The sequence below is a fragment of the Thermoleptolyngbya sp. PKUAC-SCTB121 genome, assembly GCF_016919485.1.
In the GTDB taxonomy this organism is placed as follows: Bacteria; Cyanobacteriota; Cyanobacteriia; order Elainellales; family Elainellaceae; genus Thermoleptolyngbya; species Thermoleptolyngbya sichuanensis.
This window is the reverse complement of the sequence record NZ_CP070366.1, coordinates 4,356,687-4,372,536: the sequence shown is the minus strand read 5'-3', so window position 1 is coordinate 4,372,536 and position 15,850 is coordinate 4,356,687. Positions and strand designations below refer to the sequence as shown.

9 protein-coding genes and 1 pseudogene are annotated in these 15,850 nt (G+C 59.5%); 2 read left to right on the top strand and 8 right to left on the bottom strand.

Annotation, left to right across the window (positions count from 1 at the left end):
* Window positions 1–10 precede the first annotated feature (10 nt).
* The 4 genes and pseudogenes from JTM80_RS17930 to JTM80_RS23610 all read right to left on the bottom strand — a co-directional run bounded on the left by JTM80_RS17930 (window position 11) and on the right by JTM80_RS23610 (window position 5,606).
* The gene (locus tag JTM80_RS17930) at window positions 11–724 is read right to left on the bottom strand and encodes an aspartyl/asparaginyl beta-hydroxylase domain-containing protein (protein ID WP_172355212.1); all 714 of its coding nucleotides are present in this window, start codon (window positions 722–724) and stop codon (window positions 11–13) included.
* A 38-nt stretch (window positions 725–762) separates the two neighbouring features.
* Window positions 763–2,460, bottom strand: a complete 1,698-nt coding sequence (locus JTM80_RS17925) for a GH3 auxin-responsive promoter family protein (RefSeq protein WP_205369990.1) — start codon at window positions 2,458–2,460, stop codon at window positions 763–765.
* Between the two features lie 193 nt (window positions 2,461–2,653).
* On the bottom strand, window positions 2,654–3,553 hold the full coding sequence (locus JTM80_RS17920; RefSeq protein ID WP_205369988.1) for a transporter substrate-binding domain-containing protein: 900 nt from the start codon (window positions 3,551–3,553) through the stop codon (window positions 2,654–2,656).
* A 395-nt stretch (window positions 3,554–3,948) separates the two neighbouring features.
* A pseudogene (locus JTM80_RS23610) lies at window positions 3,949–5,606 on the bottom strand (ABC transporter permease subunit).
* Between the two features lie 412 nt (window positions 5,607–6,018).
* On the opposite strand from JTM80_RS23610, the gene JTM80_RS17905 reads away from it, so the two are divergent.
* Window positions 6,019–6,807, top strand: coding sequence for an amino acid ABC transporter ATP-binding protein (locus JTM80_RS17905; protein WP_172355163.1), 789 nt, complete (start codon window positions 6,019–6,021; stop codon window positions 6,805–6,807).
* A 167-nt stretch (window positions 6,808–6,974) separates the two neighbouring features.
* The gene (locus JTM80_RS17900; RefSeq protein ID WP_172355161.1) at window positions 6,975–8,024 is read left to right on the top strand and encodes an isochorismatase; all 1,050 of its coding nucleotides are present in this window, start codon (window positions 6,975–6,977) and stop codon (window positions 8,022–8,024) included.
* Between the two features lie 37 nt (window positions 8,025–8,061).
* Here the strand turns inward: JTM80_RS17900 and JTM80_RS17895 are convergent, their stop codons facing one another.
* The 4 genes from JTM80_RS17895 to JTM80_RS17880 form a co-directional block, all read right to left on the bottom strand.
* A complete protein-coding gene (locus tag JTM80_RS17895) occupies window positions 8,062–8,727 on the bottom strand; it encodes a shikimate kinase (RefSeq protein ID WP_172355159.1) in 666 nt (221 codons plus the stop codon).
* Window positions 8,728–8,802: 75 nt separating this feature from the next.
* Window positions 8,803–10,290, bottom strand: a complete 1,488-nt coding sequence (locus tag JTM80_RS17890; RefSeq protein ID WP_205369986.1) for a LapA family protein — start codon at window positions 10,288–10,290, stop codon at window positions 8,803–8,805.
* Window positions 10,291–10,382: 92 nt separating this feature from the next.
* Window positions 10,383–11,657 (bottom strand): histidine--tRNA ligase, encoded by a 1,275-nt coding sequence (hisS, locus tag JTM80_RS17885; RefSeq protein ID WP_172355155.1) that lies wholly within the window; start codon window positions 11,655–11,657, stop codon window positions 10,383–10,385.
* Window positions 11,658–11,920: 263 nt separating this feature from the next.
* Window positions 11,921–15,616: a GUN4 domain-containing protein gene (locus tag JTM80_RS17880; protein WP_205369983.1), complete on the bottom strand. Its 3,696-nt coding sequence runs from the start codon at window positions 15,614–15,616 to the stop codon at window positions 11,921–11,923.
* Between the last annotated feature and the right edge of the window lie 234 nt (window positions 15,617–15,850).

Here is a 15,850-nt window from a genome sequence, read left to right as displayed (position 1 = left end):
CTCTTCTCTTTTACTTCAACATCTCCTCAAACTGCTTCTCCCAGGTCTGATGGTTGCCCCGCGCCACCTGAATAACGGGCGTATAGCCGAGAATACTGTTCACCGTCCAATTCACCAGAGACATCGGGAAACGTAGCGGGCGGGCAATGTCGAGAAACAGCACCACGCGATAGTCATCCGTGTCGTTCCACACCTGGTGATAGTAGGTGTCATCGAAAATCAGACTCTTGCCTTCTTCCCAATAGGCGGTTTGCCCATTGATTTCAATGCGGCAGTTCTCGCGGGGTTCGGGCACCTTCAGCGCCAGGTGATATCGGATCAGTCCCTTATGCTTGCCCCGGTGCAGCGGGATGTGCTTCCCTGGCGCGAGGATCGAAAAGAAGGCGACCTTTAGCCCTGGAATAGTTTCCAGCAGCTTCACGGTTTCTGGGCAGCGCTTGCAGTTTGGCTCCGAACGAAAGCCAAACGCCCAAAAGAAAAAGGTCTTCCAGCGGTCGTCGTTGGCGATGCGGTGCTGCCGGGGCGAAATGTCCTGAAAGTTGGGCAGTGCGTCAGCATATTCCATCACCTGATCCAGTTCTTTGCGGATCACCTGCCAGTTTGCCTCCAGGCGCTCGGCCCAGGGAAACTGCTCTTTGCTAAAGAACACCGACTCGCCGACGATCGAATACTCCGGAACCTTGCTCTCGATAAATTTGACGACTTCCGTTAGCGTGTTTCCCATAGTGCTGGTTAATATTTCCTTTGTGACTGACTCCGTAGCTATCCTCTAAGTCCAACCCGTTCTTCCGCCATGCGGATTTCGCGCTCTACAGTTAATCCTGCCAAATATTGGCGGTCTTCGGTGATGTGGGGAAACTTGAGATGGGCTTCGGGAATCCCCCGCTGGAGCAAGCGCTGACGCAGCGTTTCAAAGCTGCCCGGTGCCAAGATCCGCAAGCGCGGCGGCGGCACTACATCTGCCCGCTTTTTGGCATAGGACAGATGCACCTCTTTTAAGATTTCGTCGAACCGCTGCAAGAATCGCTCTGGATCGGCGAGGGTCTGCCCCGGTGCCAGTTCTACGTTGACCAGATAGTGGGGTGGCACTTCATGCTTGGATAGCGTGATGCAGAAGTTTGCCAGCGACAGGTCGAATTCGTGCTGGAGGGCTTGTATCACCTGGATCGCGTGAAACTCGGTTGTTTTTTCGGTCGTGGAAGACAGCAGCCCGCCCAACCGATGGCGAAAGATGACGATTGGAGCCTGGTTGTAGAAGCCGAGAATTTCTACAACATCGCCATTGTCGTAGCGGTATAGCCCGTTGTAATTGGTGACGACGATGCGATAGCGCTTGCCCAGCAGCACCTCATGGGGCAGTAGGGTTTGAGGATTTTCCAAGTCCCACTGATCTTCGGGGAGAAATTCAAAAAAGCCGCTTTCGATAGCCAGGACGGTGCCATCGCGGTCGATGTCGTGATACACGCCGTAGGTGGCTTCGGCGGAGGAATAGATGCCGCCAAAGACGGGCGTATTGCCGAAGTAGTGGGGGAAGCGCTCCAGGTAGAAGCTGGAGGTGCCGCCGCGTGCAGTGACAATCAGGGAAAGCCTGGGCCAGGCAAGTTTGGGCGTGAGCGTGCCGTGGGTTTTGAGGATGGCTCGCAGTTGGGCAGCGCGTTTGGGGGCGGGCTTGAGCTGGCGTTCTAGTTTGGCACGGAGATGCGGTTCTAGATCTAGCCAGGGGGCGATCGCCCCTTGATCCAAATCTTCAACCAACTCTGCGCCGTAGCACTCCAGATAGTCGCACAGTTGCAGCGCCGTCACCGGGAACGTCGCCCCCAGCAGCGACAGGTTGGCATCCCGCAGCGCAAATAACAGACAGACATAATGCCGTGCTGTGCTGTCGCCGATGAACAGCGTTTCATAGGGATGGGCAAAAATCTGCTTGTACAGCCAGCCGCTATGAATCACGGTGCCTGCACTGATGGGGCCGTAGGGAATACCGCCTTCGGTGGTGCCGAATATCCGCGCCGAACTGGTCATCAGCATTTTGCCCAGCGGTAGCCCGCGTTCTTCCGCTGCGGCTACCATAAAGCCAGTGCTGACCTGGTTTGCCTTCGAGAGCATTCGGCGAGATCGCTTCGTCGCCGGAATCAGCTTTTGCCGTCCCGTAGTGCCGCTGGTCATGTTGATGTACACCACCGGGTCGGGGGTCAGGACGTTGGGAATGCCCTGGGCAACGCGCTGAGCGTAGGGTTCATAAACCGCGTAGGGCGAAATCGGTACCTGCTGTCGAAACTGCTCTACGCTTTTGATACTTGCCAACCCCAAGTGCTGCCCTAGTTCCGTGTTTTGATAGCAGCGCAATAAGTCCAGTAAAAACTTCTCTTGAACTGCTGCGACATTCTTGGTTTGCTGGACAAACCGATTTTTCTTCCGACGCGCAGCAGCCTTCACCAGTGAAAGCAAAAGACTCCCCATGAATTCGCAACTCACACCACGTTACAAGTATTCATCCCGCAGGATGCAGGCCAATCTATCATTCACAAGACTTGGAAATTGACACAACTGTTCCACTTTGGGTAGAGCCACAAAAGTGGGCGTTGCACCATCCAGATTTGAATGGTCAGATTCTATGGATTGGAACGCAGTGGCGATTCATGCAAACGGGTGATTAGGCCGCTTTGGGAAGCGTCCAGCGGGCGGGGCGGCGAGGCGAGGGAAAATCGGGTACGCCGTCCGAGCCAACGCCTTCAATTTTCTCAGGCAGCGGGCGCGGATCTCGGTCAAACCATTTGCGATAGAGTTCGGCGTATTTGCCGCTGTCGATCAGGGAGGCGAGGCCGCTGTTGACAAACTCTCGGTTGGGCGAGTTTTTGGGCATGGCGATTCCCAAGAATTCGTCAGTAAAGGGTTCGCCTGCAAGCTTCATACCCCGCACGCTGCCGGTTTGGATGGCGTAGGAGGCGGCGGTTTCGCCGCTGATGACGGCATCCACTTTGCCTTGCAGCAGTTCATTCCAGGCGGTTTTGCTGCTGTCATAGCCGATGACGGTGGCGTTGGGGATGGTGCGGGCAATGCTGGCTTGAACGGTTCCCGTTTCAACCCCGATGCGCTTGCCTGCCAAACTGTCCAGGTTGGTGATGCTGGTTTCACTGTCGCGGACGGCGATCGCCATGCCAGATTTGAAATAGGGGCGCGAAAAATCGGCGACGCGCTGCCGTTCGGGGGTGATGGTGATGGCGGCGATCGCCATATCGACCTCGTTGCCATACAGCTCCCGCATCACATCGTCGAAGAACGACAGCGGCACATATTCCATCTGGGTTTGGGTGGCTTCAGCAAAGGCATTCATCAAGTCAATCTCAAAGCCCTGGAGCTGGCCATCCGCCGTTTTAGAAGCGAACGGTGGATAGTTGGGCACAACTGCAACGCGCATCGTCGAACCCGGTGCAACGGCTTGCGGCGTGGGGGCGCTACAGGCGGCGATCGCAACCGTGAACGTTAGACCCAGCAGGATAAAAAAGAGCGATCGCACGAATCGGGGGAATCGGACGAAATCAGGAAAAACCATCGCAACAACGTCTCCTGGCGCTGGGGACTACAAGCGGGATTGGGGATTTTGGATTGGGGATTTTGGGTTTTGGATTTTGGGTTGGAGATTGCGGAACGGAGATCTCGCGCCGTGCCCAAATTGTGACCCTGCCCAACCCTGCCCAAATTGTGATAATTCACTTCAGTGAATTAATTGTGGAATGAGTGAATTAATTGTGGAATGGATTCTGCACAGGTTAGCAAAACTGCCAACATTTTTTAAGCTCATGCAAAAAATGTTGAAACTTTTGGGATCTACGCAGTCGGACAATTTCTCGCGGGCTGCGCCCGCGAGAAATTGTCCAAAATCCAGAGAGCTGATCGCAAGTGCGTAAGTCCTGACTTTCCCAAAGACACCGAGAGGCTCAGCTTTCTCTAGCTTTCCTGTTCGTGAACTCGCAATGCCTGTCGCTTCAGCTTTTCCACCGGGTTCATCCAGCGCTCCAAAAAGCTGAAGAACTGAGACGAGAGGAGCGTCAGCAGCAGATAGACCAGCGCCACTGCAAAGTAAATTTCAAACGCCCGATAGGTCTGCGCCACGACCAACTGCCCCCGCCGCAGCAGTTCCTCAAAGCCAATCACCGCTACCAGGCTCGTGTCCTTGAGGCGGCTGATAAATTCATTGCCCAAGGGCGGAATCATCCGGCGAAACGCCTGCGGAAACACCACATAGCGCAGGGTTTGCAGGGGCCCTAGTCCCAAAGATTGCGAGGCTTCTCGCTGCCCCAGTTCGATCGACTGGATGCCCGCTCGCACGATTTCGGCAATGTAGGCGGCTCCGTTGAGGCTGAGCGCGAAGATTGCCGCAGTCCACTGGTTGAACTTTAGCCCGATGCCCATGCCTTGCAGCAGGCTGGGCAGCCCGAAATAAATCATGAACAACTGCGCCAGTAGTGGCGTGCCCCGGAAAAAGTCGATATAGGCGATCGCCCCCAGCCTTACCAAGCGCGACGGCGACAGCCGCAGGATCGCCAGCACCGACCCCAGCACCAGCCCCAGCAAGATCGAGACGATGGTGAGTTGGAGGGTGGTAATGGCTCCGAGGTAGAGGCTGGGGAGCGCGTTGAGAATGACTTCGAGCGATCGCTGCACGGTGTTTCCTAAAAACAAGTAAACCGATAATTGTGAATCTAGCTGTGAATCTAGCTGTGAAGCTAACTGTGAATCGCAGACGCGATCGGCCCACGATTCACCTGGAGCGACTAAATCGGTGCGGCTTCGGGCAACACCGGCGGTTCGCCATCAAACCATTTTTGGTAAATCTCTTTGTATTTGCCGTTGGCGATGATGGTTTGCAATCCCGCGTTGATTTTTGCTAGGTTGGGCGACCCCTTGGGCGTGGCGATGCCGTAGAACTCTTCGGTGAGCAGTTCGCCGACGACCTTCACACCACGCACGCCGCCGCTCTTGATGGCGTAGAGAATGGCCGGCGCGTCGCTAATGGTGGCATCGACGTTGCCGTTCGACAGTTCTTGCAGGGCAATTGGCGTGCTGTCGAAGGTGCGGACCTCGCTTGCGCCAGACTTGCGGGCTTCGGCCTCGCCCGTTGTGCCAATTTGGGCAGAGATTTTCTTGCCGCTCAAGGAATCAAAGCCCGTGATGTCGGTGTTGCCGTCCTGAACGGCGATCGCCAGCCCTGCTTTGAAATACGGCCGAGAGAAGTCCACCACTTCGGCCCGCTCTTTGGTGATGGTCATGGTGCTGATGGTGGCATCAATCGTGCCCGCCTGGAGCGCCGGAATAATGCCGTCAAAGGGCAGACCTTCCATGTTCATCGTGAAGCCGCCCGCCTCGGCCACGGCATTCATCAGGTCAATGTCAAAACCCTCAAACTGGCCCGCGCCCGTTTGGGATTGGAATGGCGGAAAGGTGGGATCGAGCGCCACCTTCAGCGGAGCCGCGTCGGCGGTTGACGGAGAGCCGCTGTCGGCGGTTGGCGCACTGCCCCCGCAGGCCGCAAACAGCACCACACAGACTAGGCTCAGCAGCCCTAGCACCAGCGCCCGCCAGCGAATACGAGTAAATCTCAGCATGAAAATCGAACGCTCCTAAACTTGCCTAAAGTTACTAGCCTAAAGTTACTAAACGTTACAGGATTCCCAAAAATAGGATTCCAAAAATTACAAAATCCCAATGGGATAGGCGGATTGTCGTTTGCCTTGAGAGACTGAAATTGTACAGGCGATCGCCCATTTCTCGCGCAAAGATGGTACAGATCGTTAAACAATTTGCTCAAAAGATTTAGCCAGAAACATAACCAAATCAGACCCAAATCAGACCTAAATCAGACCTAAAAATAGCCGACCGTAGCCGTCGCATCTCCGTAGAAGCGATCGCCTGTGCTAAAACTGCATCGTCTGCTGACCGCGGGCGAAATTCCGTTGCCTATAGCACTATTTCTGCCCCTTTTGGTTACTTCTCCTGCTATCCCAGCCTGCACCGCCCATGAACGACCGTCTGATTTCGCCCAACGCCACCGCCACGCCTGCGATTGAGTTTGCTCAGGTGGAAAAACGTTTTGGACAATTGAAGGTGCTGCGCGGCATCAGCGGCCATATCAACCCCGGCGAAGTCGTGGCGGTGATTGGCTCGTCGGGCTGCGGCAAAAGCACGCTGCTGCGGTGTTTTAACCATCTGGAAACGATCAACAGTGGGCGGCTGGTGGTGAACGGAATTGACCTGTCGGCGGGCAGTGTCCTCAGCGCAGCCGATCTGCGCCTGCTCCATGCCCAGGTGGGGATGGTGTTTCAGCAGTTCAACCTGTTTCCCCACATGACGGTGCTGGATAACCTGACGCTGGCTCCGCGCAAGGTGCTGGGCCTGTCTGATAAAGAGGCGCGGCAGACGGCGCGGATCTTGCTGGAAAAAGTGGGCCTGGGCGAAAAGGCCGAGGTCTATCCCGAAATGCTCTCTGGCGGGCAAAAGCAGCGTGTGGCGATCGCCCGTGCCCTCTGTATGAAGCCCAAGATCATGCTATTTGACGAACCGACCAGCGCCCTCGACCCAGAACTGGTGGGCGAAGTGCTGCTTACCATGCAGCAACTCGCCGAAGAGGGGATGACGATGGTGATTGTGACCCACGAGATGCAGTTTGCCCGCGAAGTGGCCGATCGCGTCTTGTTTCTCAACCAGGGCCAGGTCGAAGAAGAAGGCCCGGCGCGGCAGGTGCTAGATTCGCCCCAGAGCGATCGCCTGCGGGCGTTTCTCAGCCGGATGTCGTTTGCCCGCGTGTGAGGGTTTCGCGTGATAATTTGCGTGATAAAGTGACGGTATGAGGGCAGAGGATCGCTATGTATCGCTGTATACGGCGATCACTTTATGGTGAATCTGCTGTGAATATGCCTATGGTGAATCTGCTCTCGTGCCAACGCTTCGATCCGCCCCTTTCTCCGCCCTTGTCTATGCCCTCCCCCCTTCCTGTTCCCACCTTTTTCGACCCGCAGCGCGTGGGCGAGGTCTGGCGCGTCCCTTACGAAACGCGGGCGGCCCAGGCAGCGCTGTGGGCAAAGGAGCATGAATTAACGCCAGCGGTGATGGATGAGAAGCGGGTGTGTCTGCTGGCGATCGACGTGCAGAATACGTTCTGCATTCCCGACTATGAACTGTTTGTGGGGGGGCGATCGGGACGGGGCGCGGTGGACGACAACGTGCGGCTGTGTGAGTTTATCTATCGCAACCTGGGCAGCATTACGGCGATCGCCGCCACGATGGACACCCACACCGCAACCCAGATTTTCCACGCGGTGTTCTGGATCAACGAGGCTGGGGAACATCCGCCTGCGATGACGATGATTTCGCTGGAGGATGTAGAAACGGGCGTGTGGCGTGTGAATCCGGCGATCGCCCCTAATATCGCCTACGGCACCGCAGACAGCCTGCAAGCCTACGCCCTCTACTACGTCCGCAAGCTGAGCCAGGATGGCAAATACCCGCTCACCATTTGGCCCTACCACTCCATGCTGGGTGGCATTGGGCACGCGCTGGTGTCGGCGGTGGAGGAGGCCTGCTTTTTTCACAGCATCGCCCGTCAGGCGCAGACCTTGTTTGAACTCAAAGGCGATCATCCGCTGACGGAAAACTACTCGGTGCTAAAGCCCGAAGTGACCGAGGATGCCCAACAGCGGGCGATTCCCGCAGGGGTCGCTTCGCGAATCGCCCAAAAGAACTTGCCGCTGATTTCTATGCTGCTGGACTTCGACGCAGTGCTGATTGCCGGACAGGCCAAGAGCCACTGCGTCGCCTGGACGATCGACGACCTGCTGACGGAAATCCAGGCGATTCACCCCAAGCTAACGAACCGAATTTATCTGCTGGAAGATTGCAGTTCGCCCGTCGTCGTTCCTGGCGTGGTGGACTTTACCGACGCGGCCGATGCTGCCTACGAGCGCTTTGCCGCCGCAGGGATGCATCGCGTGAAGTCTACTGAGCCAATGGCAAGCTGGCTTCAGTAAGGGAAAATATTTCAGAGGGAGATCGGGCAGGGCGGGTCTATTCTGCTTCGGCTTCGGGGTCTTCGGCTTCAGGACGAATGGCCCGGGCGATCGCCTCTAGCACTCGTGCCGTCACGAATTCGGGCGACTCGCGGCCGCGAAGCTGGACGTGGACATCTGCCTGGGCGTAGAGCGGGCGGCGCTGATCCAGCAACTCCTGAATGCGCTGGCGCGGGTCGGGGTCTTGCAGCAGCGGGCGCGTGGTGCTGTGGCGCAGGCGGTAATAAAGCTGATCAGCGGGCACATCCAGCCAGATAACGATGCCGTGGTGCAGGTAGCTCCAGTTTTGGGGACGCAGCACCGCACCGCCGCCTGTGGCGATCGCCAGACTGCCGTAGGCATAGGACGACAGCTCCGCCAAAATTTGCGTTTCTAGATCGCGAAATCCTGCTTCGCCGCGCTCGGCAAACACCTGCGCTACGGTCTGATGCGTCGCAGTCTCGATGAGCGTGTCGGTGTCAAAAAACTGGTAGCCCAGCTTTTGCGCCACCAAGCGGCCGACGGTCGTTTTGCCACAGCCCATCATCCCCACCAGATAGAGGTTTGTGCGCCGCAGCCGCCGCACCGTCGTTTCGGCATCGGCGGGAACGGTGTGATCGGTGGACAGGTGAAGCAGCAGGGATTCCGATTCGGTGGGTTTGCCGTTGGGCGGCGTGTCGTTCATGGCGTGAAAAGGGCGGCGAGAAGTCGGTGAAGATGACCCACAAAAATTCCAGCAGCGACTCTGTAAACATTAATCTTATCCCAACCGCAGTGGTGGGTCGCCCTCTGGCGATCGCCCCGATCCCCCAGAGCGAGGAGGAGGATTGTCTCCGTCGTCATTCTCTTCGTCCTCGTCATCGTCCCAATCATCCCAAATTTCTCGATCCAGCGACCCTTGCCCTGCCCCAGGCTCATCTGCCCCGTCGTCCCAGCTTTCGTCGCCCCAGCTTTCGTCGTCCCACACTTCGCCGCCATCGCTGCGGTCATAGTCGTCGTCGGGGGCAATGGGGCGATCGCCATCGTCGTCCCAGTCTGCGTCATCCTCCGCCATGACCGGGGCGATCGGCTCTTGGTTTGGGTCGCTGGGAGGCGCAACGACCCGAAAGTCTGCCTCGTAAATCGAACCGGGCTTTGTAGATTCCCCGCTGGGTGAATGGGGTGGATTGGCGGTTGCAGAATCGGCTGGGCGATCGGTCGAGGGGTCAGCCGACGTTGCCGCAGGAGTCTGTAATGAAGCCTCTCCAGCGGAACTCTGGGCGGAACTTTGGGCGGAACTCTGGGCAGAACTCTGGGCAGAACTCTGGGCCGACTCGTCTGGCGGAGCCTTGATGTTGTCGGTGGGGGTGTCTGGCTGGGCGCGGCGATAGCTAAAGGAGTAGACCGTGCCTGATCGATAGCCGGTCTCTGGCTCTCGGTTAATCTCCACAATGGGGCGGCGAGGTTCGGCGGGCGGCTCCTCTGGCGAAGGCGACGAGGCGGGCTGGGCGGGCGGCTCTTCCTCCCAGTCGTCCCAGACCTCGCGCTCCTCTTCTGGCTCCTCGTCCAGGTAGGGACGATATTGATAGCCAGCGGAGTCGTCGGCCTCTGGCGGCTCCTCGACAACTTCGTAGGGGCGATATTGATAGGCCGACTCTGCCGCTGCTTCTGCCTCGTAGGGGCGATATTGATAGGCCGATTCTGCTGCTTCGTAGGGGCGATCGCGATACGCGGGGTCTGGCTCGATGGGCGGCGCAATTTCCCGATAGGGTACGTCCTGAATCACCGTGCGGCTGCCTGCCGTGGAAGCACGCGGTGCGTCTTCCCAGTCGTCCCATTCGTTGCTAGGGCGGGGATTTTCCCAGTCATCTTCGGCCGCGGCCCAGGCGGCTTCTCGCGGACGGGGCGCATTGCCTGCTCGATCGACGGGTTCCGGGTCAAGCGGCTTTGTCCAGCCGCCAGTCCAGGGGGGCGGGGTCCAGGGTTCGCCCTGCGTGCTGGAGGGTCTGCGGCTGGGGCGGCGGGCCTTGCGACGGGGCGATTCATGCAAGGATCGCTTCGCGAATCGCCCGTTCGCCAAAAACCGAATCAGCGTGGCCACCAAGACCGTTGTGATGGCCCCCGCCAGCACCGCCCCCACCAGCCACACTGCCAGCGGCAGCGCCACCGTCTGCATCCCCAAAAACGTCAGCGCCACCGAAGGCGAGAGGTTTTGCAGCACTACGATGGCGAGTAGGGCAATGAAAAGGAAAAGCAGAATCGGACGCATGGGCAGGAGAGGAGGGGTTGGGGGTCAGGGAGAACCGGGGTAGAGGGTTGGCAGATTCATCATAGCGAGTGTGTGGGCGAGGCTTTTGGGCTTTAGCGTTTTCCGAGCTGCTGGCGCAGCAGGTCAGCCCTGGAAGCAAGGTCGGCCTGGGCGATCGCCTCTTGCTCTCCCGATGCCAGCCATTTCACCTGCACCATGCCGGTTTCTGCCTCTTCGTCGCCCAGAATCAGGCAGGCAGCCGCACCGCTGCGGTCGGCCCGCTTCATCTGCTTGCCAAAGGCGCTGCCGCTCAGGTCGAGATCGACCGAAAAGCCCAGTCGACGCAGCGTTTGGGCAATCTGGAGCGACTGGGCTTCGGGGCGATCGCCCTTAGACACCACATAAAAATCGACGCTGACTTCGGTCGCCGGATGCAGTTTTTGCAGCAGCAGCACCAGCCGCTCCATGCCCAGCCCCCAGCCGACCGCGGGCGTTTCGGGGCCGCCCAGTTCTGCCACCAGCCCGTCGTAGCGGCCGCCCCCGCAGACCGTCGCCTGTGCGCCCAGGTCTGCCGACTGAATCTCAAACGCGGTGTGGGTGTAATAGTCTAGCCCGCGCACCAGACGGGGATTCACCTGGTAGGCAATGCCCAGGTCAGTGAGGCGCTGCTGCACCGCCTCGAACCGCTGCTGCGACTCGGCGCTCAGGTAGTCGAGAATGCTGGGTGCGTCCTGGACGATTTCCTTGGTGCGGGCATCTTTGCTGTCCAAGATTCGCATTGGGTTGCGCGTCAGCCGATCCTGAGAATCGGGATCTAGCTCGGCTTTGAACGGCGTGAAATAGTCCACTAGGGCGGCGCGATACTGCTGACGGTCAGCGGGCGTGCCCACCGAGTTCAAATCCATCGTCAGCGTTTTCAGCCCCAGATGTTGCAGCAAGTCCGTCGCCAGGGCAATCACCTCGGCATCGGCGCGGGGATCGGCGCTGCCCATGACTTCTACATCCAGTTGGTGAAACTGGCGCTGTCGCCCGGCCTGGGGCCGCTCGTAGCGAAACACGGGGCCGACGCACCAAAGCCGCTGGGCGTTGCCCGCTGCATACAGCTTGTGTTCGATGAGCGATCGCACCAGGCCCGCCGTCATCTCTGGGCGCAGGGTAATAGAGCGATCGCCCCGATCGGTGAAGGTATACATTTCCTTGCCCACGACATCGGTGGCTTCGCCAATCCCGCGTTCAAATAGTTCGGTTTGCTCAAAAATCGGCGTGCGGATTTCGCGATAGCCCGCATTGCCCAGGATTTGTCGGGCTGCCGCCTCAATCTGCTGCCAGTAGCCCACTTCCTCCGGCAAAATGTCTCGCGTGCCCCGAATCGCCTGAATTGCGCTCATGCCCTGTGTTCTGAATTCTGAATAAAACGGGATAAAACATGCAAGACTTACGCACTTGCGATAAGTTTTCTGGGTTTTAGACGATTTCTCGCGGGTGCAGCCCGCGAGAAATCGTCCAACTGCGTAAGTCCTAACGTGCTGCTTCAGTGGATGGCTGGAACGTGCAGCTTGCCAGTTCCCAACTTCCAAACATCACAGTGTAGCAGGGTTCAGGGTTTGATCGGGCAGACCCTGAACTGGCAGGGCAGGGATGCCCCTGGTTTTTAGCGAATGTTGCAGTCCGACAGTCGCCCCATCAGTGCCGCCAGCATTTGGATTTCGTCCTCGCCCCCAAAATCGCGCATCTTGCCCAGGGAACCAGAGCGGAACCCAGACCACAGACCCAGCTTCCAATACCACAGCGCGGGCAGATGTCCCGGTGGCGCGTGCAGACCAAAGGTCAGTTGTCTGTAGGGCTTGAACATCGCGTAGGAGCCGCCCACCCCTTTCCAGGCCCAATCCACCAGCACCGCAAAGTCCAGCGCTCGCCGCGCGTGGGGCAGTTCAACACCCAGTCCTTGATAGATGCGCTCCTGCGTCGTAAAGCCAAAATGTCCGTTGCTATACTTCTGCCACAGGCCGTTGATCGTGTTCAAATCCACACAGGGAAACCGGGCCAGGGAGTCTGGGTTGAGCCAGTCCTGCTTTTGGCGACCTGCGGCTAAGAGCATCAGGTGACAGGTGTATCTATCTGCTTCGAGCCAGAGTCGTTCCTGCAATAGCCCTTGCAGCCGGGTGTAGTCGATGCCGCACTCGGAGGGCAGCAGGTCGGCTGGAGCCTGGACGGGCTGGGGCGCTGGAGCCATGCCGCCCCCTGTTATGATTCCTGGCGGTGGGTCGATGGCGGTGATAACCTGGCCCGGCGGCATGGGGACTCCGCCATTGCCCCAGGCTGGGATGCCTGCGGGCGGCATTGCGTTGTCGGGATGATGGGGTGCGGAACCGTCTGCAATGGGAGTGCCTGCAATGGGGGCATCTGCAATGGGGCGATCGCCATTCCCAGACCCTCCCGGGGAAACCAGACCCGGCGGCACTCCGGCTGACCATCCTTCGGGCAGCGGCAGTTCTCCCAAGTCCTCTGGTTCATCCTCTGGATAGTCGGCTGGCGGGGCGGGCGTGTCCACGCTGCCATCGATGCTATTCACCAGATCGGGCGGTGGCGGCGGGGTGTGGGTGGCAATGTCCTCCAGCCAATCATCAGGGGTGGCGGGTGCGGCTGCGGATTCCGTTGCAAGATCAGGTGCAGGATCGGCAACCGACGGTTTAGAGGCAGCAGGCTCCGGGGCAGCAGGCTCAGGCGATCCCGCTGGCGGCGAGACGGATTCTGGCGGCAACGGCGCTTCGGGGGCTGGGGGGGCTTGTCCTAGCCCTTCGACCACAAACGCCTCGACCTGAAGCTGGGGTTCCGGCAGGTCAGACAACGGCGCTTCGGGGGCTGGCGGCGGAGACGGCAGGGGCAGCGGCGCACTGCCATTTTCCGCAGGTGTGGCTGCGGGTGAGGAGTCTGGGGCAGGTTGGGATTCGGCAGCGGGCGGGGGCGGGTCGCTGGCTGTGGTTTCGGTGAATTCCGGCGGGAGGGGAGGCGCTGCGGTTGTCGCCGCCTCTGCGCTTGCGCCTGCGCCATTGTCAGCCGTCGTGTCAGCCGTCGCCTTGGAAGTCGCGTCGGTGGGCAAGTCTTCTGGTGAGGTTTCCCAGGGGTCGGGCAGCAGGGGGGATGGAGGCGGGGCCGTCGCAGGCTTTGTGGATGAATTAGCAGACGGAGCAGCGGGAACGACGGCGGGTGGCGTGGTAAACGCTGGTGAGGGCGGGGGCGGCGGGGCGATTCGCGCAGTGCCCCCTGCGGGAGTCTCCCCCAAATTCGTCCCTAGGTTCGTCCCCAGGTTCGTCCCCAGGTTCGTCCCCAAATTCAGTGGTTCTGGGGCAGCCGAACCGGGCTGCGGCACAAAGCTCTGGGGCGGCGCGGGCTGGCCCGTGGGCGGGGGCAGCGGCACGGATGGGGCAGGTGCAGCGGCGGGCGGGGGACTGGCAGCATTGCTTCCGGCCGGCGATGCAGGCGGCACACCCGCGGCGAAAGTTTGGGGCTGCTCTTCTGCCTGGGCGCGGCGCTGGGCTTCGGCCAGGGCCGTTAGCTTGCGCTGAATCGCGGCAATTTCCTCATCCGTCAGCATGAGAGACTCCTGAATCAGTTTTAGTTCAGATAGGCTCGACTCGTTTAAGGGACACTCTAGCCTAAGGCGCTGGGCCATCGCCTGCTCGTAGCGTTTCAGATTTTGCTGGTGCTGCTGCTGGCGCTGGTGGAGCAGCGCGGCCTGCTCTAGGGCTTCCACGTCTGCATCGCTAAGCTGGAGGCGCGTTTGCAAGGTCTGGAGGCGATCGCGCTCGGATTTTCGCAGGGTCGGCTCCTGGGCGATCGCCTGCAAAAACGCCGCTTGATATTGCTGCCGCCGCGCCTCTCGTTCGGCCCGTTCCTTCTGCAACCGAGCCTGCACGCGCTGTTCCACCGAGTCGATTTGCACCTGGCGCAGGTCGAGCGTGTGTTGCAGCTTGTCGAGCTTGAGCCGATCGGCGGGGCCAAGGGTTTCGCTAGCCCGCAGCGCCGCTTCGTATTCCTGTTCATAGCGCAACAGGTTGTGGCGATCGCGCTCGCGGCGTTCCTGAATTTGCTGCTGCACGCGCCGTTCGATGGCGGCCACGTCTGCGTCGACCAGTCCCCACACAGATTGCTGCTGTCGCAGGCGATCGCGCACCGCGTCACTGGGCGGGTCGGCTTGCAGCAGCGCCTTGGTTAGGGCTTGCTCATACTGAATCAGATGGGTGCGGTAGGCGGCTTCGCGCTCGGCGTAGGGCTGCATCAGCGCCTCGTGGATCGGCTCCACTTCCTCATCCGACAGTTCCAACACCTGCTGCAATTCCCTCAGCCGACCCAGTTGTGTTGGAGACAGCGGATACGCCTGGGCCAGTTCGGCGCTGAGCGTCTGGCGATAGTCTTGCAGGCGCTCGGCGTGTTCTCGGAAAGGCTGCATCAGTTCTGCCTCGACGCTGAGCGCATCGGCATCCGACAGCCCAAACTGCGATCGCTGCCGTTTTAAAATCGCCACGGATGCGGGAGTCAGTCGTCCGTCGGGGTCAAGCTGCCGCTGCACTGCTTCCCGATAGCGCTGGCGGGGGTCTTGGGGGAAAACGCGGGTGAGGGCGATCGCCCCGTCCTCATCCCGCAGCGCAATCAGTTCCGGCTGCATCGTCGGCAAAACCAGGCGCACGCGATCGCTCGTGTAGGTGTGCAACTCCTTCACCGACACCTGGCCGTCGTGATCCTGATCCGCCGCGCCCGTTGTCATCCCCTCTACTAGATGATGCGTATACAGCGACAGATCCGGATCGCAGTCATCCAGCACCACAGGCGCATCATCTGCCGCCAGCAAAATCGCCCGCCCCTGCGCTCCCAACTGATGCCCAATGCTAAAGGAGCCATTGGCCCGTGCCGCCACGGCCGGGTCTACCTGAGCGTTAAAGCCACAGTCTAGAATCATCACCTGCTGGCGCGAGCGGCTGCTGCCCGACAGATCGCGCACCAGCCCCACAGGCAGGGCGGTTGCTTTGACTAGTTGTCCGTCTGAGTTGCGGCGGGTGGAACGGGTCGCGAAGTAGGCCCGCCCCAAATCGTCGCGCAGCCCCCGCCCCGAAAAGTACATCACCGCCAGATCGTGGGCGCTGCACTTGCGAAAAAACTCCTCAATGCGTTCCTCTAGCTCCATGCGGTCGGGGTCAAACACCTGCGGGGCTTCATCAAAGCCGCCGATTTCTGGATGCAGCAAAACCTCCCGCAGCGCGTTGACATCGTTTCGGGCGCTCGGAGATGGGCGGACGGCATCCTGATTTTGGTAGTTGCTGACCCCAATCAGCAGGGCATATTTCCCCATAGTGAACGCCTGAGCCAGCAGTAGAATCTGGTGCGGCTGGGAAGGTCACCCGATTCCGGAGCAACCTGCTCCGGGTTGACAGTTCCAGAAAAATGGGCAAGCCGGGTGATGACTCGTCTTTCCTCATTTTCAGAACGCTTAACTTCAAGAATACGGTGATTTTTTCAAAATAGCGCACTTGTACGGTTGCAATGGGCACAACTGGGTACAGTTGGGGGGCGTTTTGGGGACACC